The organism is Streptomyces sp. NPDC055287 (assembly GCF_053646035.1).
Genome location: NZ_JBSHNE010000002.1, coordinates 406,168 through 425,214, shown reverse-complemented (window position 1 = coordinate 425,214; position 19,047 = coordinate 406,168). Strand labels below are relative to the sequence as shown.

Below are 19,047 nucleotides of genomic sequence, written 5' to 3'. Positions count from 1 at the left end.
TCCTTACTCCCCTTCAACACGCATGATGCTGGCGACACCGCGCACGGTGTCGAGCTTGCGCAGCGCCTCGACGGTCCCCGAAAGGGCGGCGTCGGGCGCGCGGTGGGTGACGACGACGAGGGATGCCTCGCCGACTCCGTCCTGCCGGCTCTGCTGGCGCACGGTGTCGATGGAGACTCCGTGCTCGGCGAAGACCGTCGCGACCTGGGCGAGAACACCCGGTTTGTCGGCCACATCGAGGCTGATGTGGTACCGCGTGACGACCTCCCCCATGGAGCTGACAGGAAGCTGGGTGTACGCGGACTCGCCGGGTCCGGTGGTCTCGGCGACCAGGTTCCGGCAGACGGCCACGAGGTCGCCGAGTACGGCGGAGGCGGTCGGAGCGCCGCCGGCGCCCGGACCGTAGAACATCAGCTGCCCGGCCGCCTCGGCCTCGATGAAGACCGCGTTGTACGCCTCGCGGACCGAGGCCAGCGGGTGGGTCAGCGGGATCATCGCCGGGTGCACGCGCGCGGTGACGGACTTGCCGTCGGCGGCGCGCTCGCAAATGGCGAGCAGCTTGACCGTGCAGCCCATGCGCTTGGCGGAGGCGATGTCCGCCGCGGTGACCTCGGTCAGACCCTCACGGTGTACGTCGCCGATCCGCACCCGGGTGTGGAAGGCGATCCCGGCCAGGATGGCGGCTTTCGCGGCGGCGTCGAAGCCCTCGACGTCGGCGGTGGGGTCGGCCTCGGCGTACCCGAGGGCGGTGGCCTCGTCGAGCGCCTCGGAGTAACCGGCTCCGCTCGTGTCCATCTTGTCGAGGATGAAGTTCGTCGTGCCGTTGACGATACCGAGCACCCGGTTGACCTTGTCCCCGGCGAGGGACTCGCGCAGCGGCCGTACCAGCGGAATCGCACCCGCCACAGCGGCCTCGTAGTACAGATCCCGCCCGTGCTCCTCGGCGGCGGCGTGCAGGGCGGCGCCGTCCTCGGCGAGGAGCGCCTTGTTCGCGGAGACGACGGAGGCGCCGTGCTCGAACGCCGTGGTGATCAGGGTGCGGGCCGGTTCGATGCCGCCGATGACCTCGATGACGACGTCGATGTCGCCCCGTTTGACCAGGGCGGTGGCGTCGGTCGTGACCAGAGCGGGGTCGATGCCCTCGCGGACCTTGGAGGGTCGCCGTACGGCGACCCCGGCCAGCTCGACCGGGGCCCCGATGCGGGCGGCGAGGTCGTCGGCGTGCGTCGTCATGATGCGCGCCACCTCTGAGCCGACCACACCACAGCCCAGCAGCGCCACCTTCAGCGGACGCGTACGCATCATCCGACCTCGTTTCTTTCTTGCTTGAGTGTGAACCAGTCTCACTCACCGGACGGGAGTTTCTGCCCCCGGTCCAGATTGCGAGACGTCTATTTCATCAGCCGACATCGAGACGCAGGAGATCTTCCTCCGTCTCCCGCCGGACAATCACGCGTGCCTCACCATCATTCACGGCCACGACGGGCGGGCGCAGCGAGTGGTTGTAGTTGCTGGCCATGGAGCGGCAGTAAGCGCCGGTCGCGGGCACGGCGATGAGGTCACCGGGCGCCAGGTCGGCGGGCAGGAAGGCGTCGCGCACCACGATGTCACCGCTCTCGCAGTGCTTGCCGACGACGCGGACGAGCATCGGCTCGGCGTCCGAGGTCCGCGACACGAGCGCCACGCTGTACTCGGCGTCGTACAGGGCGGTGCGGATGTTGTCCGACATGCCGCCGTCCACGCTCACGTACGTCCGCAGACCCTCCAGCGGCTTGATCGTGCCGACCTCGTAGAGCGTGAAGGCCGTGGGGCCGACGATGGCGCGTCCGGGCTCGACGGAGATACGGGGCGTGGTGAGCCCGGCGGACTCGCACTCGCGGGTGACGATCTCGGTGAGCGCCTTGGCGATCTCGTGTGGCTCGCTCGGGTCGTCCTCGGAGGTGTACGCGATGCCGAGGCCGCCGCCGAGGTCGATCTCGGGCAGCTCGACGCCGTGCTCGTCACGTACCTCGGCGAGCAGCTGCACCACGCGCCGCGCGGACACCTCGAAGCCGGCCATGTCGAAGATCTGCGAGCCGATGTGCGAGTGGATGCCGATGAGCTCGAGCCCGTCGAGCCGCAGGGCCCGTCGTACCGCTTCCGCGGCCTGTCCGTCCGCGAGCGCGATCCCGAACTTCTGGTCCTCGTGGGCGGTGGCGATGAACTCGTGCGTGTGGGCCTCTACCCCTACGGTCACGCGAATCTGAACGCGCTGCCGCTTGCCCATGCTCTGCGCGATGTGGGCGACGCGGACGATCTCCTGGAAGGAGTCGAGGACGATCCGCCCGACGCCGAGGCGTACGGCCCTTTCGATCTCCTCGACCGACTTGTTGTTGCCGTGGAAGGCGATGCGCTCGGCGGGCATGCCGGCGTCGAGCGCGGTGGTCAGCTCCCCACCGGAGCAGACGTCGAGGTTGAGCCCTTCCTCCCGCAGCCAGCGGACGACGGCCCGGGACAGGAACGCCTTGCCGGCGTAGAACACGTCGGCGTCCGGCCCGAACGCGTCGGCCCAGGCCCGGCAGCGGGCGCGGAAGTCGGTCTCGTCGAGGAAGTAGGCGGGGGTGCCGAACTCCTCTGCCAGGCGGCTCACTTCGATGCCGCCGACAGTGACGACACCGGCGTCGTCCCGCCGGACGGTCCGCGCCCAGACCTTCTCGTCGAGAAGGTTGAGGTCGGCGGCCGGAGCGGTGTAGTGGCCCTCGGGGTAGACATCGGCGTGACGGGGCCCGGCGGGGTGTGCGGAACGGCTCATGGTCCTTCTGTCTCTCTCACAGATGTTCGGGTGCGCTGATGCCGAGCAAGGACAGGCCGCCGGCGAGCACCGTTGCGGTGGCCTCGGCGAGGGCCAGCCGGGAACGGTGGGCGACCGAGGGTTTCTCGTCGCCGAGAGGCAGGACGGGGTGTGTGTCGTGGAAGCGGAAGAAGCCCTCCGCGACCATGTCCAGGTGCCGGGCGAGCCGGTCGGGCGCGCGATGGCGGGCGGCGGCTTCGAGCACGGCGGGGTAGTCGGCGAGGAGGCGCGGCAGGACGGCGTCATGCCGCTCGTGTCCCGCGGCACCGTCGTGTCCCTCGCGTCGCTGACGTCCCTCGCATCCCTCGCGTCGCTGGCGTCCCTCGCATCCCTGGCATCCCTCGCATCCCTGGCATCCCTCGCGTCGCTGACGTCCTTCGTCGCCCTTGTCTCCCTCGACCCACTCCGGCGCGAAGCCGAGCCGGGAGGCGTTGCGCACGAGGGCACGGGCGCGGGCGTGGGCGTACCGGACCCGGAAGAGGGGGTTGGCCTCGCGCTGCACGAGGAGGCCTTCGGGGGCGGGGGTGGCGGTGGGCCAGATCAGCCACCAGGTGGCGGCGTCGTGCCCGAGGCGGGCGACAAGGGGGGCATGGCGCGCGTCGTCGGCGTCGTCCGCGTCGTCCGCGTCGTCGCTCATGTCCGGCGCTTCCGCCATTCCGGCGGCTCCTGTCACAACCGTGACTCCGGCGACTCCCGTGACTCCCGTGACTCCCGTGACTCCCGCACGAACGACGCTCCCACCCATCGCGTGCGCCAGACGGGCGACGGCGTCGGCGAGGGGCCCGCGCCCGACCCGGACGAGGTCGCCCGTGAGCGCGTCTCCGTGCCCGTACCTGTGCCCCTGGGCGAGGACGGTTCGTACAACGGAGGCCTGCGCGTCCTGCGCCAGTGTGAAATTCAGGAATCCGGGCCCGGTGACCTCGACGTCGACGATCGCTCTCTCGTCGAGGAGCCGGGCGCGGAGGATCTCGGCGACCTCGCGGGCGGGGCGGCCGGCGGGGCCGGCGAGCTTGAGGGCGACGCTGGTGGCGTAGTCGCCACGGCCGCCGGGCCGCGGCCGCTCGACGACTGCGCGCTCCGGCACCGGCGCCCGCAGCACGTCCTCGTCCACGGCGCGACGCACGGCGCGCAGCACGGAACGGGAGAGCTCTGCGGGGGTCACGGGACAAGCGTATGGGAGGAGGGGGGTCGCAACGCGAACCGGTTTCGCTATGCGGGCACTACAGGCGGCACTGACTCACCTCGGCCACCGGAGGCAGGGCGCCGGGGCGGGGGGCCGGTGGCGGGCCTGGGGCATGGCCCGGGGCTCAGCCGACCGTACGCCCCGCCCGCCCGGCTTCATGTCTGCCGTCGGCGGACGGCGGGCCCTCCTGGTGCATCAACTGCCGTACGAGCTTGACCAGCTCGGTGGGCTCGAAGGGCTTGGAGAGGAAGGCGTCGACGCCTGCGGCGAGGCCGCTCTCCACCTCGTGCTGGGTGCAGGCACTGATGATCGCGAGGGGCAGATGACTGGTGCGGGGATCGTCCCGGAGGCGGGCGGCCGTAAGCAGCCCGTCGAGTCGCGGCATGACGACGTCCAGCGTCACGACATCGGGGCAGACCCGGTGAACGATGTCCAGTGCCTCGGCACCGTCGGCCGCGGTCACCACCTCGAAGCCCTCCAGCTCGAGGTTGACCCTGATCAGCTGCCGGATGACCTTGTTGTCGTCCACAACAAGCACGCGGCCGGACACGCCTGGCACAACTCGAGAGTAGGTCGCCCCCCACCACCGCGTCCGGCTTTTGCCGACTTCCACCCCGGGAGGGGGACGGCGACGACGACGGCCGCCACGTCTTACGTCCCGAGGGCGGCCAACCCGACTGAGCACGCGGCGCGCGAGGCACGGCCGCTCACCCGACGGACCTGGTGCGGCACCGCACCCGGGCTCACAAAACCTGTTCATGGACACCCGCCCGGAGCTGGTAGTGTTCAACCCGTCGCCGCTTAACCACGGCGGTACGCCCCCGTAGCTCAGGGGATAGAGCAACGGCCTCCGGAGCCGTGTGCGCAGGTTCGAATCCTGCCGGGGGCACTTCGCAGGAAGTGCCCAAAGACCCCGCCATCAGCACTTTCGCTGAGAACGGGGTCTTCGCGTATGCGCAGCCGTAAGCCACCCGAAGTAGCCGTTATGACGAGCCCTGTGGACTCTTCGTGGACGGGTTGAGGGGCGTCCTCAGCCAGTGGCCTTGGCGATGATGCGGTCCATCTCCTCCCGGCCGAAGGCCCGCAGGGTCGTGGTACGGACGTTGCCCAACCCGCCGACCTGCAGGAGTATCGCCGTGGCGGTCTCGTCGTCGGGCGCCTCCACGACGGCCACGAGGTCGTACGAACCGACGGTCCAGTAGATGTTCAGGAGCTTCGCCCCGAGCTTCTGTGCCGCTGCGGCGAAGGCCTCGGCACGCTGCGGGGTGTCCTTGTAGCCTCGGATCCCCTGATCGGTCCAGTTCAGCAACGTGACATACGTCGGCATGGCCTTTCACCCCTTATGGAAGAAGACGCAACACATCGTGGGTCGATTCTGGACATCGTCCGCGTAATGCGCACATGAAGCGCACCAGACGAGTGATGCCAGCGGCCAGCGACCGCACTCCCTCCAGCACGCGTTGTACGCGTGGCTGACGCGCAGGAGGTACGCCGAAGACCCCGCCCTCAGCGTTGTTTTGGTGAGGGCGGGGTCTTCGGGTGCCGTGGGGGTATGAGCCGGCCCCGGCCTGGCCTTGCGGGGGGTTGAAGGCCGGCCGGGGCCGGGTTCTGGGGGTCGCCCGGGGGAGGGGCGGCGCCCAGCTCGGGTGGGTGGGGCTCCCCGCAACCCCGTGGTGGGGAGGGATGCGAAGGGGTGTGCCACCCAGGTCTGGGGGGTCTGGTTCGCCTGGCCGTCTGTGGTCAGCGTGCCTGTCCGCCGGGGGTGTTGGGGTGGGCGGTTACCGGGTGCCCGTGCACTGCCAGTGGTCCGCCGCGTCTTCCGGCATGGACCAGAGCGCTGTCTCGCAGCCGCAGTAGCAGTGCGGTCCGGTGGTGGAGGGGCCCGTCTGCGAGGGCGTGGTGGTGGTCGTGGTCATGGCTTCGCCTTTCGGGTGGTGGGGACTGGGCTTCAGGCCGCGGCGTAGGGAGCGGCCGGCTGGGGGCCACTGCCTTCGCGCGCCGCGATCCACTTGTCGTGCAGCCACATCTGGGTGGCGCGCCGGTTCGCCGCCCCGTCCCACCGGATGTCCCGTTCGTACGTGACGATCTCGCCGTTCCCGTCGACGATCATCCAGGTGTACAGGCCGTTCTTGTGGTGGGTCTTCACCTTGGCGCCGGAGACCGTGTGTGCGGCGCCCGCCTTGTCGCGGATCTCTTCGTCGTGCTTGTCCACCCACTGGACCGACAGGCCGTCCGCGTGGTCCGGAGCGAAACCCTTCAGCCAGTTGAACGCCGTCTCCTGCGCCTTGTCCTCGGCGGGGACCGGCGTCCTGGCGCCGGCCACCGTCATCCGCGTGTAGCCGTACAGCGTGCCCTTCGCGTCGACGACGGTGGTGATGTGCTCGCCGCCGAGTTCGCGGGTGGTGTCCTGCTCGTAGCGGACCACGGTGACGGACCGGTCCTCGTGGTACTCGTCGCGGATCTGGGCCGGGTGCCAGCCCGCCGGGATCGAGAGGCCCGCCTGTTCCAGGGCCGCCTGCGACTGCTTCGTGGCGGCCTTGGCCTTGTCGCTGCCCTTGGCTACCGGCTTCACGTTCTTCTCCTTCGGGGCGGTCGAGTAGGTGGTGGTGGGAGTGGCGGCTGCCGGGCTCGGGTCGCTGTCGTCGGCCGTCACCAGCACCGCCGTGCCGAGTACGCAGGCTCCGCCGAGGGCCAGAGCCGCCGTGAGGATGCGGTATCGCATGGCTTGATCGCTCCTTCCGTGAAATGCGCCTGGTGGTGCGGATCAGGGGGTCAGCGGCGTACGCGGTGGCCCAGGGCGGCCAGCAGCGCGCCCGTGCCCAGCACCCCGGCGATCACCGTGAACACGGTCGAGTAGTCACCCGCGGCCGTCGCGAGCTGCGGTCCCACGCTGGCGCCGATGAACAGGGCGAAGGTGTAGAGGGCGACCGCCGCGCCCCGCGCCGGACCCGCCTGGGAGCCGATGGCCTCGACCAGCGCGGGCGCCGTCACCGAGATTCCGAAGACGAAGACGAACAGCAGCGCGGCCAGCAGTACGACGTTGATGTCGCCCCCGCTCGAGAGCAGCGCCGATCCCGCGCTCACCACGGCGGCGAGCAGCAGTGCGCCGACCACCCGGTTCACGGCCGGCAGCCGTACGAGGAACGGCGTGACCAGCGGCACGAGAACCATGGCGGGGAGCGAACTGGCGCGCAGCAGGAGCATCGTGTCCGGGTTGCCGGCGAGGCTGTCGGGGCCGGCCACCTGCAGGCCCGTGTACACCGCGACGAAGCCGCACAGCAGCGTGACCGTGGTCAGGAGGAGAAGGGCGAGGGACGGCTTGGTGAGGAGTCGCGCCATCGCCCGGTAGGCGTCGAGGGAGGAGCCGGTGGCCGAGATTCGGTCCTCGTCCAGCACGGCGCGCAGCAGCAGGGCGCCGCCGATCATGCCGAGCGCGCAGATGAGGAAGACCGTCCGCCAGCCGGCCGCGTCGGCGACCGACTGCGAGTACACCTGGCCGAGCACGCCCGCGGAGAGGAACGAGCTGGTCAGCCAGGTCATGGCGGCCACGCGTCGGCTCGGTTCGATGCGCTCGGCGATGTACGCGAAGGCGGGCGGCGCGAAGGTGGCCGCGCTCAGTCCCTGTACGACGCGGATGGTGCAGCCCACCGCCAGGTTCGGCGCGGCGGCGACGGCGGCCGTGGTGAGCGCGGTGAGGAACAGGCCGAGGACGATCAGCTTCCGGCGTCCGAAGCGGTCCGAGAGCGGGCCGGAGAAGAGGAATCCGGCGGCGTACCCGAAACCGAAGGCGGTCGTGGTCCAGCCCGCGGCGGCCGCGGTCGTGGACCACGAGTCGGCGAGCAGGCCGAGGACGGGCAGGACGGTGTAGAGCTGGCCGACGATCAGGACGCCCACCGCGCACAGGGCCGGCACGGTCCTCACGAAGGACGCGGGCTCGGGCGCTGCACCGGGTGCGGCACCGGATGCGGGCTCGGGTCGGGGCGAGGGCGTGGCCCTGGCCGGCTTGGTCTCGCGGAGCGGCTTCGCCGCAGGCGTGACGGTCGAGTCGGTGGTCATGGCGACATAAAACCAACCAACCAGTTGGATGTCAACGAGTCCCAACTACTTGGTTGGGTAATCTGGGCCCATGGCTAGAGACACAGCAGTGACGAAGCAGAAGCTTTTGGGGGCGGCTCGCCAGGAGTTCGCAGCCCTGGGCGTGGCGGGGGCCCGGGTCGACCGCATCGCCGAGCTCGCCGGGGTCAACAAGGAGCGGGTCTACGGCCACTTCGGCAGCAAGGAGGGCCTGTTCGCGGCCACGGTCGGCGCCGCCATGGACGAGCTCACCGAAGCCGTGGGCAAGCCCGGCGACGACGTCGCGCAGTGGGTGGGTTCGGTGTACGACTTCCACCGCGAGCGGCCGGAGCTGCTGCGGCTGCTCCTGTGGGAGGCCCTGCACCAGCGCGAGCCGGCGGTCTCCGGCGAGAAGGACCGCGCGGAGCGTTACGCGCTGAAGGTGGACGCGCTGGCCGACCGGCTGGGCATCGCGTCGGGACCGGAGGCCGCCGTGATGCTGCTGTCGCTGATCGGACTGGCCGCCTGGCCTAGCGCCGTACCCCAGCTGACGCGCCTCATCGTCGGATCGCGCGTCGAGGAAGGGGACTTGGGGTCGGTCGTCCGCGCGTGCGTGGTCGAGCTGGCCGGGCGGGTGGCGGTCAGCGGCGCGGGCCGCGAGCAGGCGCCGGGCGGAAGCAGAGCCGCCTCAGAATCGGTGAAGTAGCAACCAACTTACTAGCATTCGCAAAGCGTGTGGCGTGGGTCACCCTGAGGGAGGTTGTCAACCAACTAGATGTTTGGCAGTGTTCAACCTGTCGCGGGGCTGAAGGAAATGGCCTCGCGGCGGGGGAACGCGTAAGCATATCGCCGGGGGGAAATATGTATTTCTTGTGTACTGAGTGTTGCCGTCACCGACGTATTGGCGCGTTGATTCACCGCCCGCCCAGGTCATAGACCCTCGCTGTGGTCATAGACCGCCGGTGACCTCTCAAATCGTACACATCATCTCTCTCCGGCACGAACTCGCCGCGCAGTAATCGGAGTTGACCACTCCGTTTACTCGCGATTTCGGCGAGTCCGGAAAGACCGGCGAGTTCCCAGGCCGACGCACGTACGGGCCCATTGACGCGCCCACGATCTCGCGCGGCCAACTCCTCATCACCCTGATCACCTTCATCACCCTCTGCTCACCTTCGTGCGCCGGCCGTGCCGTGCCGCAACGCATCCGCACGGCCGGAATCACCCGAATCCTTCGGAGGACCCATGTCCGAGCACCTTCTGAAAAGCGTCTGCATCGTCGGGGACCGCTTCAGCTCCTTCGCCAAGCACGAGGCCGTACGCACCGTCAGCGGCTTCGTGTCCGCCGTGACCTCCGGCGTGTACGACGATCTCGCGACCCCGCTCCTGCTCTGGGAGGGGCAGGGCGTCGACGACTTCGACCGCGAGTACGTACGGACCGCGCTCGAGAGAGCCGGCCTGTCCCGCAAGATCCTCACCCAGCCCAACAGCCCCGTCGTAGTACCGCGGGCCGAAGCGCACAAGAACCGCGAGGTCAACGTCCTGCTCGCCGGTCTCCAGCAGCAGGGCGAGGACACCTACCGCGCCACGCTCCGGCTGCACTCCGACAACGAGCTGCTGCTCGACCACCAGACCGGTGAGCACGTCCAGGGCATGGTCGCCATCGAGGCGTTCCGCCAGATGTTCATCGCCTTCTGCGAGAAGTTCGTCGCCGCGCAGTGGCCGGAACTCCGCCACTACTACATCTGGCACGGCATGGACATCAGCTTCGACAGCTTCCTGTTCCCGCTCGACGCGGACATCACCTGCACGGTCGTCGAGTCCGAGACCAGCGACCCGGCGCGCCTGAAGTTCACCGTCGACCTGGAACTGCACCAGGCGGGCAGCCGCGCGGCGCACTCCCGCATCAAGTTCACCGCGTACGACGCCGACCGCCTCGGCCCCAAGGAACACCGCCTGGCCGCCACCGCGGTGGCGAACGTACTCAACGGCGCGGCGCCCGAGCCGGCCGCCGCCCGCACGGCCTGACAGGCACGGCCGGACCATCACGGCCCGACCCGCACGGCCTGCCCGCCCGACCCGCACGGCCCCGAAGAACGGAAGTCCACCATGAGTTCGACCACCCTCAGACGAAGCGAAGAGCAGAGCACCGCCCCGGCGCACAGCCGCAGCGGACTGCTCCTGCTCACCGTGGTGCTACTGGCCGGCGTCACCGCCTGGCTGACGCTCATCGCGATCAACAACATCACCGACTTCGGTACGAACAAGGCGCTGCTCCAGGCCACCATGAACATGAAGGCACTCGTCGACGACCCGGTCCGCGGCAACGGCCTTGAGGCGCGTGCGCTGCCCAACAGCCTCGCCGCCCCGGCGCTCATCGCCGTGATCGTCTACCAGCTCGGCACGGTCGCCATGATGTGGCGGGCGGTCGCCACCGGCATACGCGTGCTGCGCTCCCCCTCGCTCGGCCTCTTCGCGTACGTACGCCAGGTCAACCACTCCCTCGTGCCGTTCCTGCTGCTCTTCGCCGGCTTCCTCATCAGCGGGCTGTACTTCGGGTACTGGCTGCACCTCGGCCCTGTACAGCAGGTGCACTTCACCCTGCTGATGATCGGAACCCTGGTCGCGCTGCTCACCAATCTGATGCCCGTCGCCTCGCGCGCCCTGGAGCAGGAGCAGTCGCGATGACCGCACTGATCAGCACCGGGGCCTGGGTGCCCGAGCGGGTGGTGACCAACGCGGAGAGCGTCGCGCAGACGGGCGGTCCGAGCGAGTGGATCACCCGCAAGACGGGGGTCGTCGAGCGCCGCTGGGCCGACCCGGGCACGACCACCGCGGACGCCGCCGTCGCGGCCGGGCGTCAGGCCCTCGAGCGGGCCGGCATCGAGCCCGAGCAACTCGGCCTCATCGTGCTGGCCACCTCGACGCCCGACCGGCCGCAGCCGCCCACCGCGACCGCGGTGCAGGCAGCGCTCGGTGCGACCGGAGCGGCCGCGCTCGACGTCAACGGTGTGTGCACGGGCTTCCTGTTCGCGCTGGCCACCGCCCGCGGCATGCTCGCCACCGGTGACGCCGGCAGGTACGCCCTGGTCATCGGGGCCGACATCTACTCGCGCATCCTGGACCGGACCGACCACCGCACGGTGGTCCTGTTCGGCGACGGCGCCGGCGCGGCCGTCATCGGCCCGGACCCGGACAGCGGGCGCGGGGCGGTCCTCGCGACCCAGCTGCGCAGCCACGGTCAGCTGGGGCACCTGATCCACATGGAGCCCGGCGACGCCTTCCGCATGGACGGCGGCGGAGTGCGCGACTTCGTGATGTCCGAAGTCCCCCTCGCGGTCAAGGGCTTCCTCGCCGACCACGATGTGGACGGTCGGCAGGTACGCCATCTTGTCGCGCACCAGGCGAACGGCGTGATGCTCGACGCGCTCGTGCCGTCGCTGGGGCTCGCCGAGGACGTCACGGTCCATCGCACCATCGACCGCTACGGAAACACGGCGTCGGCCTCGGTGCCGATCACCCTGGACCACGCATTGCGCCAGGACGCCATCCCCGAGGGCGAGTTGGTCCTGCTGCTCGCCTTCGGCGGGGGCATGGCCACCGGCGCGGCGCTCATGCGGCGCTGATCGAGCGAAAGTAGCGAAAGAATGAATGCTTACCGCCTTTTCGAAGACAGGTCGACAAACCTTTTCTTCGAGCGCGGCTACGGTGCGCGGACAAGCATTGAACGCTTTCTCGAAACCTTCGGCGACACCGCTTTACGCCCGGGTCCCGGATCGCGGACACGCCTTCGCGTCGTGCCGCGGCCCGGGCCCCAGCTCGGACCACAGCAAACGGACCACAGCAAACGTTGCAACAGTAAATTTATTCCATGTGAAAGGAGAGTGCGGCGATGCCCACTCCCCCGTACCTGGTCTTCGCCGACGTGGACGAGACCCTCATCAACTGCAAGAGCATGTTCGAGTTCCTGAGGTTCCAGCTGGTGGCCGAGCACGGCCCGTACGGCGCCACCGAGTACGCCCGCATCCGGGCCGAGCTCCAGCAGAAGGCGGACGAGGGCGTCCCGCGCGAGGAGATCAACCGGCAGTACTACTCCCTGTTCGCCGGCGATTCCGTCGCGGAGACCCACGATCTCGGGGCCCGCTGGTACGCCGAACGGAACGCGGCCGGACTCTTCATCGAGAGCACGCGTGAAGCCCTGCGCGCGCACCGGGCCGCGGGGGCGGAGATCGTCCTGGTCTCCGGGTCGTTCGCGGCCGTACTCACTCCCGTGACGGAGGAGGTCGGGGCCCATCACCTGCTGTGCACCCGTCCCCTGGTCAGCGGCGGCCGCTACACGGGCGAGGTCGAGAAGCCGATGATCGGAGCCGCGAAGGCGGACGCCGTGCGCGAGCTGCTGGAGGCGCGCCCGTGGATCGATCCGGCGGACTGCTACGGGTACGGCGACCACGCGTCCGACCTGCCGATGCTCGACTGCGTGGGCCACCCTGTGGCCGTGGGCAACGATCCCGCGATGATTGCGTACATCGCCGAGCGCCGTACGGCCGCTCTCCGACCGGTATAGCCGCTACAGCCGCTCGTCGGTCAGACGGTGCAGCAGATACAGCAGGCGCGGCCGGCACGGCCCGCGGTGAAGGCCCTGCCGGCGATCAGGAGCGCAGGAACGTGAGCACCGCCAGCACCCGGCGGTGCGTTTCGTCGGCCGGCGGCAGGTCCAGTTTGGCGAGGATGCTGCCGATGCGCTTGCCCACCGCCGCCTCGGACACCACCAGTTGACGGGCGACCGCCGCGTTGGACCTGCCCTCCGCCACCAGCGCCGGCACCTCGCGTTCGCGGGGTGTCAGGCGCTCCAGGGGGTCGCGGCGGCGGCGCAGGAGCTGGCGCACCACCTCCGGGTCGACGACCGTGCCGCCGACGGCGACCTCCTGAAGGGCCGTCGCGAACTCCTCGACCTGGCCGACCCGGTCCTTGAGCAAGTAGCCGATGCCGGTGCCGTCGCCGGAGTCGAGCAGCTCGGAGGCGTACGTGCGCTGGACGTACTGACTGAGCACCAGGACCGGCGGCGACGGCTGCGCCTCGCGGAGCTTCACGGCCGCGTGCAGGCCCTCGTCCTGGAAGCCCGGCGGCATCCGTACGTCGGTGACCACGATGTCCGGGGTGTGGTCGGCGACCGCCGCCAGCAGCGCGTCCGCAGGTAGCCGGGCCGGGCGAGGGCCTGCCACGCGTTGATCGGTCGCATGGCCCCCACCGTAGAAGCCGGGGCGGGCCGTACCCAGCCCACCAGACGGAGGGCTGGGGTATGGCCGGCCCTACCCTCGGTCTCCGTCAGGCGGTGCGGGTGGCCGGGTCGCTCACGCCGGACGCGCCGGTTTCCACATGGCCCGCGAAACGGCGCAGGAAGGTGGTGTTCGTGTCGGAGACGACGGACACGTCGTACCAGCGCTTGGTGGCGCGCAGGTCCACCGTGTGCGTCACCGTGGCGCCCGCGCGCACCGTGAACGTCTGCGGCCGGCCGCCGTAGGCGTTGGCGACGGTGAGGTGAGCGTCCTTGCCTGTGGGGTTGGTCAGCGTCAGGTCGAGGTTTCCGGTGGTCGCGTTGTGGCGGGCCGTCGCCTCGGGGCACGCGGTCCTGTCGGGGCTCTTGAAGGCGCGCAGGAAGCCGTTCGGGCCGTGGACCGTGAGGTGGTGGGTGCCCTTGGAGTACGCCGAGTTCCAGGTGTCGGAGATCTTCTTGCCGGCCTCGGCGGTGTACGTCCACGGGGCGTCGGTGCGGTTGGCCGACGTGACGTAGAACTGCGCCCCGGCCGCCGCGCCCGGGCTGAAGGTCAGGGCGATCCGGCCGTCGCCGGTATTGACTGCGCCGTCCACGTACGGGGCGTACGGCAGCGCACGGGCCGGGCGCGCGCCCGGCTCCTGCTTGGGCAGGCTGCCGACGGCGGGCGGGGTGGGCCGGTAGTCGGGGTGGCGCTCGTGGTCCGGCGGCTCGTACGCGGCGGTGTCGGGCAGCTCGGCGGGCTGCGCGTCGGGAGCGGCGAAGTCGAAGGCCGAGGTGAGGTCGCCGCAGATGGCGCGCCGCCACGGGGAGATGTTGGGCTCGTTCACACCGAAGCGGCGTTCCATGAACCGGATGATCGAGGTGTGGTCGAAGACCTCGGAGCAGACGTAACCGCCGGTGCTCCAGGGGGAGACGACGAGCATCGGGACGCGCGGGCCGAGGCCGTAGTTGCCCGCCGCGTACGACGTGCCGCCCGCGTAGAGCTCGGTGGCGGTGTCGACGGTGGACTTGCCCTGCGCGGCGGAGGCCGGCGGGTACGGCGGCACGACGTGGTCGAAGAAGCCGTCGTTCTCGTCGTACGTGATGAACAGGGCCGTCCTGCTCCACACCTCGGGGTTGGACGTCAGCGCGTCCAGCACCTGGGCGATGTACCAGGCGCCGTAGTTCGAGGGGAAGTTGGAGTGCTCGGTGAAGGCTTCCGGAGCCGCGATCCAGGAGATCTGCGGGAGGTTGCCGGCCTGCACGTCGGCCTTGAGGTCGTCGAAGTAGCCGTCCCCGTTCTTGACGCTGGTTCCGGTGCGGGCCTTGTCGTACAGCGGGTCGCCGGGCTTGGCGTTGCGGTACTGGTTGAAGTAGAGGAGCGAGTTGTCGCCGTAGTTGCCCCGGTAGGCGTCGCTTATCCAGCCCCAGTGACCGGCGGCGTCCAGGCCGTCCCCGGTGTCCTGGTAGATCTTCCAGGACACCCCGGCCTTCTCCAGCCGCTCCGGGTACGTCGTCCAGCCGTACCCCGACTCCTCGTTGCCGAGGACGGGGCCGCCGCCTGCGCCGTCGTTGCCGGTGTGACCCGTCCACATGTAGTAGCGGTTCGGGTCGGTGGCTCCGATGAACGAGCAGTGGTACGCGTCGCAGACGGTGAACCTGTCGGCGAGGGCGTAGTGGAAGGGGATGTCCTCACGCGTCAGGTACGCCATCGTCGTCGGCGTCTTCGCGGGCACCCACTGGTCGTACTTGCCCTTGTTGATCGCCTTGTGGCCGCCCGCCCAGTCGTGGTTCAGGCCCTGGAGGAACTGCATGCCCAGGTCGTCGGCCGTCGGGTGGAACGGCAGTGTCTCCTTCTTGTTGGCGTCCGCCTGGTGCCAGACCGGCTTCCCGCTGGGCAGCGTCACCGGGCGCGGGTCTCCGAAGCCCCGTACGCCCTTCATCGCGCCGAAGTAGTGGTCGAAGGAGCGATTCTCCTGCATCAGGACGACGATGTGGTCGACGTCCTGGATCGTTCCGGAGACGCGGTTGGCGGGGATGGCGGCCGCTCGGTCGATGCTGCTCGACAGGGCTGCGAAGCCCGCGGTCGCTCCGGCGATCTGGAGGAAGCGGCGCCTATTGAGTTCTGGCATGAGTGTGGGGCCTCTTGGGGTGTGAGGAGTCAGAAGCGATCAGAATGTTCCAAGAGGACCCGCTGGAAAGGAAGAGGTGGTGACGGCACTGTGAAAAGTCGCGGTATACGTCGCCAACGCGGGTGCGGGGGGCGGAGGAACGCTGACGGCGGTCCGCTGTCAGGCTGACGTGCGCTTCCTCTGAGCCGCCTTCTTGGCGGTGGCCTTCTTCGCCGTGGACGCCCGCGCCTGCTTCTCCCCGGCGGACTGCTTCCGCGCCGAGGTGGTCTTCTTGGTCTCCGCGCCCTTCTTCGGCGACGCCGTCTTCCTCGCCGCAGCCGCCTTCTTCGCCGCAGTCGCCTTCTTCGCGGCCGGCCTCTTCTTCGCATCCGCGGCGGACGCCGCCGCCTTGCCCCTGTCCTTGCCCCTCGCCATCTGCGTGACCTCGGCGACCGCTTCGCCCCCGCCCTCACTCTCGCCCTCGCCGCGCGACTCCTTCGCCGCCCGCACGCTCTTCTCCAGCGCCGCCATCAGGTCGATCACCCGGCCGCCACCCGCCGTCGGCGCCGACTCCACCGGGAGCTCGCCACCGGAGGCCTTGGCGGCGATCATCTCCTCGACCGCCTCGCGGTAGTCGTCGTGGAGCGATTCGAGATCCACGTCCCCCAGGGTGTTCATCAGGGCGTCGGCCAGGTCGAGTTCGGCGTCGCGGACCGTCACGTTCGTCTCCGGTGCGACGCCCTCGGGTTCGCGTACCTCGTCGGGCCAGAGCAGACCGTGCATCACGATGGCGTCGTCCACGACGCGCAACATGCCGAGCCGCTCACGGCCGCGCAGCGCGAACTTGGCGACGGCCACCTTGTCGCTGCGCTTGAGTGCCTCGCGCAGCAGGACGTACGGCTTTGCGGCGGGCACACCGCTCGCGGACAGGTAGTACGCCGCGTCCATCTGGAGGGGGTCGATCCGGTCCGCCGGCACGAAGGCGACGATCTCGATCGTCTTGGCCGTGGGCAGCGGGAGCGCGGCCAGGTCGTCGTCCGTGATCGGCATGATCCCGCCGCCCGGTTCCTCGTACCCCTTGCCGATCTCGGACGCCGGGATCTCCTCGCCGTCGAGCTCGCAGACCTTCCGGTAGCGGATCCGGCCGCCGTCGGCGGTGTGGATCTGGCGGAACGAGATCGAGTGGTGCTCGGTGGCGTTCACCAGCTTGATCGGGATGCTGACCAGGCCGAAGGAGATGGCGCCGTTCCAGATGGATCGCACGTTTCGCCCCCTTGAGAAGCACTTATTGATGAATACGTGGGATTCTCATCGTATGTCGCCTATCACAGAGGTGGAGGGGCGGCGCCTGGCGCTCAGCAATCTGGACAAGGTCCTCTATCCCGCCACCGGGACCACCAAGGGCGAGGTGCTGCACTACTACGCCACGATCGCGGAGGCGTTCCTCCCCCATCTGCGCGACCGGCCCATCTCGTTCCTGCGGTATCCGGACGGTCCCGACGGGCAGCTGTTCTTCACCAAGAATCCGCCGCAGGGTACGCCCGACTGGGTGCGGACGGTGGAGGTGTCGCGCACCGAGGGCCAGCTGGCGCGGCAGGTCGTCATCCAGGACCTGCCGACGCTGATGTGGGCGGCGAACCTGGTGGTGGAGTTCCATACGCCGCAATGGCTCGACCCCGAGCCCGGCATCGCCGACCGGCTGGTCCTCGACCTAGACCCCGGCGCGCCGGCGAGCGTCGCCGAGTGCTGCGAGGTCGCGCTGTGGCTGCGGGAGCGGCTGGCGGCGGACGGCATCGAGTCGTACGCGAAGACCTCCGGCTCCAAGGGGCTGCATCTGCTGGCGGCGCTGGAGCCGACCCCTTCCGCGGAGGTGTCGGCGTACGCGAAGGGGCTCGCGCTGGAGGCGCAGGAGGCCCTCGGGGAGCTGGTCGTGCACCGGATGACGCGTGCGCTGCGCCCCGGGAAGGTCTTCGTCGACTTCAGCCAGAACGCCGCCGCGAAGACGACCGCGGCGCCGTACACCCTCCGGGCGAGGACGGAGCCGACCGTGTCGGCGCCCGTGACCTGGGACGAGGTGGAGAAGGGGCGGTCGGGGCCCGCGCGGCTCGTCTTCCGGGCGGCGGACATCGGCGTACGGCTGGAGCGGCACGGCGACCTGCTCGGCCCGCTGGTCGATCCGGACCACGCCCATCCGCTGCCGGCGGGGTGAACGCCGTGGTCTCGGTCGTACCGCCCGTCGACGTCATGCGGCCCCGGGCGGCCGCGGAGATCCCGGCGGCAGACGGGATGGCGGGCGGGGTGCAGTACAGCATCAAGCTGGACGGGTTCCGGTGCGTGGCGTTCGCGCGCGGCGGCCGGGGCGCGGCCGCGCCCGTCCTCCAGTCCCGCTCCGGGCGGAACATGGCGCTCGACTTCCCGGACATCGCGGCCGCGATCGGCGCGCTGCCCGCGGGGCTCGTGCTCGACGGGGAGGTGTGCGCGTGGGCGGGCGGGGCGTTCGACTTCGTGCAGCTGATGCGGCCGCACGCCGCACGGGTGGCGGACGGGGTCGTGGTGGCGTACGTCGCCTTCGACGTCCTGGCCGTGCCGGGCCGCGACGTACGCGAACTGCCGCTGGAGCAGCGGTGGGAGCTGCTCACCGCCGCGCTGGAGGAGGCGGGTCCGCAGGTGCAGCGGGTACTGGCGACGACCGACCGCGAGCAGGCGCTGGTCTGGTACGAGGCGCTGGTGGACCAGGGGGTGGAGGGGCTGGTGTGCAAGGGCCTGGCGTCGCGCTACCGGCCCCGGGACGCCAAGTACTGGGTGAAGGTGCGACATTCGGACACGCGTGACGCGGCTGTCGTCGGCTACACGGGCCCGGCGCGGAACCCCCGGGCGCTGGTGCTGGTGCTCCCGGGCGACGCGGACCCGCTGCTGTCGAGCCCGCTGGGGCCGGCGGTGCGGGCGCAGGCGGCGGAGGCCCTGGTCGGGGTGGCGGACGAGGGCGAGGAGCGGATCGTCGCGATCGGGCTCGGCGACGTGCCGTACCGGCGGGTGGGCGCGGGCCTGCTGGCCGAGGTACGCCAGAATGTCGGCCGTCACGCGACCTCCACGGTCCAGCGCCTGCGCTACGGCGACCGCTGAGCGGGACCCGGCCCCGGGCGGCGGGGGCGGTGCTCCTTCCCGGCCCGCTTGGTGCAGACTCGACAACAGGGCACGCGCTGATCACGGCACGGCACGGCATGGAGGGGACCATCCCATGATCATCTTTGGCAGCAAGAGCTACCTCTACCAACTGGCCATACTCACCCTGGTGTGCGGGCACTGCGGCAATCCCGCCGCACACACGCTCAAGAAGCGCGTCAGCAAGTTCACGCTGTTCTTCGTCCCGCTGTTCCCGTTCTCCACGAAGTACACGACCCAGTGCACCTTCTGCGGCGCCGAGCAGCAGGTGGGCAGGGAGCAGGCGGAGCAGCTGGAGGCCGCGCAGGCGCAGGGCGGCGGCCAGACGCACCTGCAGGCGCCCCAGCACGGACAGAATCCGTATCAGCGCTGAGCCGCCCCTGCCGCACAGCGCTAGAAATGCCACTTTCCTGCACATAAGGTCTACGGGACGACCGCACGACCTCGGCCCCGC

Annotated in this window: 19 protein-coding genes and 1 tRNA gene; 9 read left to right on the top strand and 11 right to left on the bottom strand. The window is 70.1% G+C overall.

Annotated features, from left to right (window positions below):
- Positions 1–3: 3 nt before the first annotated feature.
- The 4 genes from ACWIHY_RS05245 to ACWIHY_RS05230 all read right to left on the bottom strand — a co-directional run bounded on the left by ACWIHY_RS05245 (position 4) and on the right by ACWIHY_RS05230 (position 4,626).
- Positions 4–1,305: a homoserine dehydrogenase gene (locus ACWIHY_RS05245; protein ID WP_454374237.1), complete on the bottom strand. Its 1,302-nt coding sequence runs from the start codon at positions 1,303–1,305 to the stop codon at positions 4–6.
- A 94-nt stretch (positions 1,306–1,399) separates the two neighbouring features.
- The gene (gene lysA / locus ACWIHY_RS05240) at positions 1,400–2,791 is read right to left on the bottom strand and encodes a diaminopimelate decarboxylase (protein WP_454374236.1); all 1,392 of its coding nucleotides are present in this window, start codon (positions 2,789–2,791) and stop codon (positions 1,400–1,402) included.
- Positions 2,792–2,807: 16 nt separating this feature from the next.
- Entirely contained in the window at positions 2,808–3,992 is a 1,185-nt protein-coding gene (gene nrtL / locus ACWIHY_RS05235; RefSeq protein WP_454374235.1) for an ArgS-related anticodon-binding protein NrtL, read from the bottom strand.
- 145 nt (positions 3,993–4,137) lie between these two features.
- The gene (locus ACWIHY_RS05230; RefSeq protein WP_454374234.1) at positions 4,138–4,626 is read right to left on the bottom strand and encodes a response regulator; all 489 of its coding nucleotides are present in this window, start codon (positions 4,624–4,626) and stop codon (positions 4,138–4,140) included.
- A gap of 204 nt (positions 4,627–4,830) precedes the next feature.
- Here ACWIHY_RS05230 and ACWIHY_RS05225 point away from each other — a divergent pair.
- Positions 4,831–4,902 (top strand) — tRNA-Arg (locus tag ACWIHY_RS05225).
- Positions 4,903–5,043: 141 nt separating this feature from the next.
- Here ACWIHY_RS05225 and ACWIHY_RS05220 read toward each other — a convergent pair.
- From ACWIHY_RS05220 to ACWIHY_RS05205, 4 genes are all read right to left on the bottom strand, one after another.
- Complete coding sequence (locus ACWIHY_RS05220) at positions 5,044–5,340, bottom strand: GYD domain-containing protein (RefSeq protein WP_454374233.1); 297 nt, start codon at positions 5,338–5,340, stop codon at positions 5,044–5,046.
- A 451-nt stretch (positions 5,341–5,791) separates the two neighbouring features.
- Positions 5,792–5,929, bottom strand: coding sequence for a hypothetical protein (locus ACWIHY_RS05215; protein WP_454374232.1), 138 nt, complete (start codon positions 5,927–5,929; stop codon positions 5,792–5,794).
- A 32-nt stretch (positions 5,930–5,961) separates the two neighbouring features.
- A complete protein-coding gene (locus ACWIHY_RS05210; protein ID WP_454374231.1) occupies positions 5,962–6,735 on the bottom strand; it encodes a hypothetical protein in 774 nt (257 codons plus the stop codon).
- A 50-nt stretch (positions 6,736–6,785) separates the two neighbouring features.
- Positions 6,786–8,069: an MFS transporter gene (locus tag ACWIHY_RS05205; RefSeq protein WP_454374230.1), complete on the bottom strand. Its 1,284-nt coding sequence runs from the start codon at positions 8,067–8,069 to the stop codon at positions 6,786–6,788.
- A gap of 88 nt (positions 8,070–8,157) precedes the next feature.
- Here ACWIHY_RS05205 and ACWIHY_RS05200 point away from each other — a divergent pair, with 88 nt between their 5' ends.
- The 5 genes from ACWIHY_RS05200 to ACWIHY_RS05180 all read left to right on the top strand — a co-directional run bounded on the left by ACWIHY_RS05200 (position 8,158) and on the right by ACWIHY_RS05180 (position 12,630).
- Positions 8,158–8,772 (top strand): TetR/AcrR family transcriptional regulator, encoded by a 615-nt coding sequence (locus ACWIHY_RS05200; protein ID WP_454374229.1) that lies wholly within the window; start codon positions 8,158–8,160, stop codon positions 8,770–8,772.
- 539 nt (positions 8,773–9,311) lie between these two features.
- Entirely contained in the window at positions 9,312–10,094 is a 783-nt protein-coding gene (locus tag ACWIHY_RS05195) for an AfsA-related hotdog domain-containing protein (RefSeq protein WP_454374228.1), read from the top strand.
- Between the two features lie 81 nt (positions 10,095–10,175).
- On the top strand, positions 10,176–10,754 hold the full coding sequence (locus ACWIHY_RS05190; RefSeq protein ID WP_454374227.1) for a DUF2165 family protein: 579 nt from the start codon (positions 10,176–10,178) through the stop codon (positions 10,752–10,754).
- On the top strand, positions 10,751–11,692 hold the full coding sequence (locus tag ACWIHY_RS05185) for a 3-oxoacyl-ACP synthase III family protein (protein ID WP_454374225.1): 942 nt from the start codon (positions 10,751–10,753) through the stop codon (positions 11,690–11,692). The genes ACWIHY_RS05190 and ACWIHY_RS05185 overlap by 4 nt, the downstream gene beginning before the upstream one ends.
- A gap of 266 nt (positions 11,693–11,958) precedes the next feature.
- On the top strand, positions 11,959–12,630 hold the full coding sequence (locus tag ACWIHY_RS05180) for an HAD family hydrolase (RefSeq protein WP_454374224.1): 672 nt from the start codon (positions 11,959–11,961) through the stop codon (positions 12,628–12,630).
- A gap of 85 nt (positions 12,631–12,715) precedes the next feature.
- Here ACWIHY_RS05180 and ACWIHY_RS05175 read toward each other — a convergent pair whose 3' ends face one another.
- From ACWIHY_RS05175 to ku, 3 genes are all read right to left on the bottom strand, one after another.
- The gene (locus ACWIHY_RS05175; protein WP_454374223.1) at positions 12,716–13,288 is read right to left on the bottom strand and encodes a response regulator; all 573 of its coding nucleotides are present in this window, start codon (positions 13,286–13,288) and stop codon (positions 12,716–12,718) included.
- A gap of 103 nt (positions 13,289–13,391) precedes the next feature.
- A complete protein-coding gene (locus tag ACWIHY_RS05170; protein WP_454374222.1) occupies positions 13,392–15,452 on the bottom strand; it encodes a phosphocholine-specific phospholipase C in 2,061 nt (686 codons plus the stop codon).
- A gap of 159 nt (positions 15,453–15,611) precedes the next feature.
- Positions 15,612–16,694, bottom strand: coding sequence for a non-homologous end joining protein Ku (ku, locus tag ACWIHY_RS05165; protein WP_454374221.1), 1,083 nt, complete (start codon positions 16,692–16,694; stop codon positions 15,612–15,614).
- A 52-nt stretch (positions 16,695–16,746) separates the two neighbouring features.
- On the opposite strand from ku, the gene ligD reads away from it, so the two are divergent.
- From ligD to ACWIHY_RS05150, 3 genes are all read left to right on the top strand, one after another.
- Positions 16,747–17,640 carry a non-homologous end-joining DNA ligase gene (gene ligD / locus ACWIHY_RS05160; protein WP_454374220.1) on the top strand — a complete coding sequence of 298 codons (894 nt, stop codon included), beginning with the start codon at positions 16,747–16,749 and terminating at the stop codon, positions 17,638–17,640.
- Positions 17,637–18,554, top strand: a complete 918-nt coding sequence (locus ACWIHY_RS05155; RefSeq protein ID WP_454374219.1) for an ATP-dependent DNA ligase — start codon at positions 17,637–17,639, stop codon at positions 18,552–18,554. The genes ligD and ACWIHY_RS05155 overlap by 4 nt, the downstream gene beginning before the upstream one ends.
- 115 nt (positions 18,555–18,669) lie before the next feature.
- On the top strand, positions 18,670–18,966 hold the full coding sequence (locus tag ACWIHY_RS05150; RefSeq protein WP_454374218.1) for a zinc-ribbon domain-containing protein: 297 nt from the start codon (positions 18,670–18,672) through the stop codon (positions 18,964–18,966).
- The last annotated feature ends 81 nt before the right edge of the window (positions 18,967–19,047 follow it).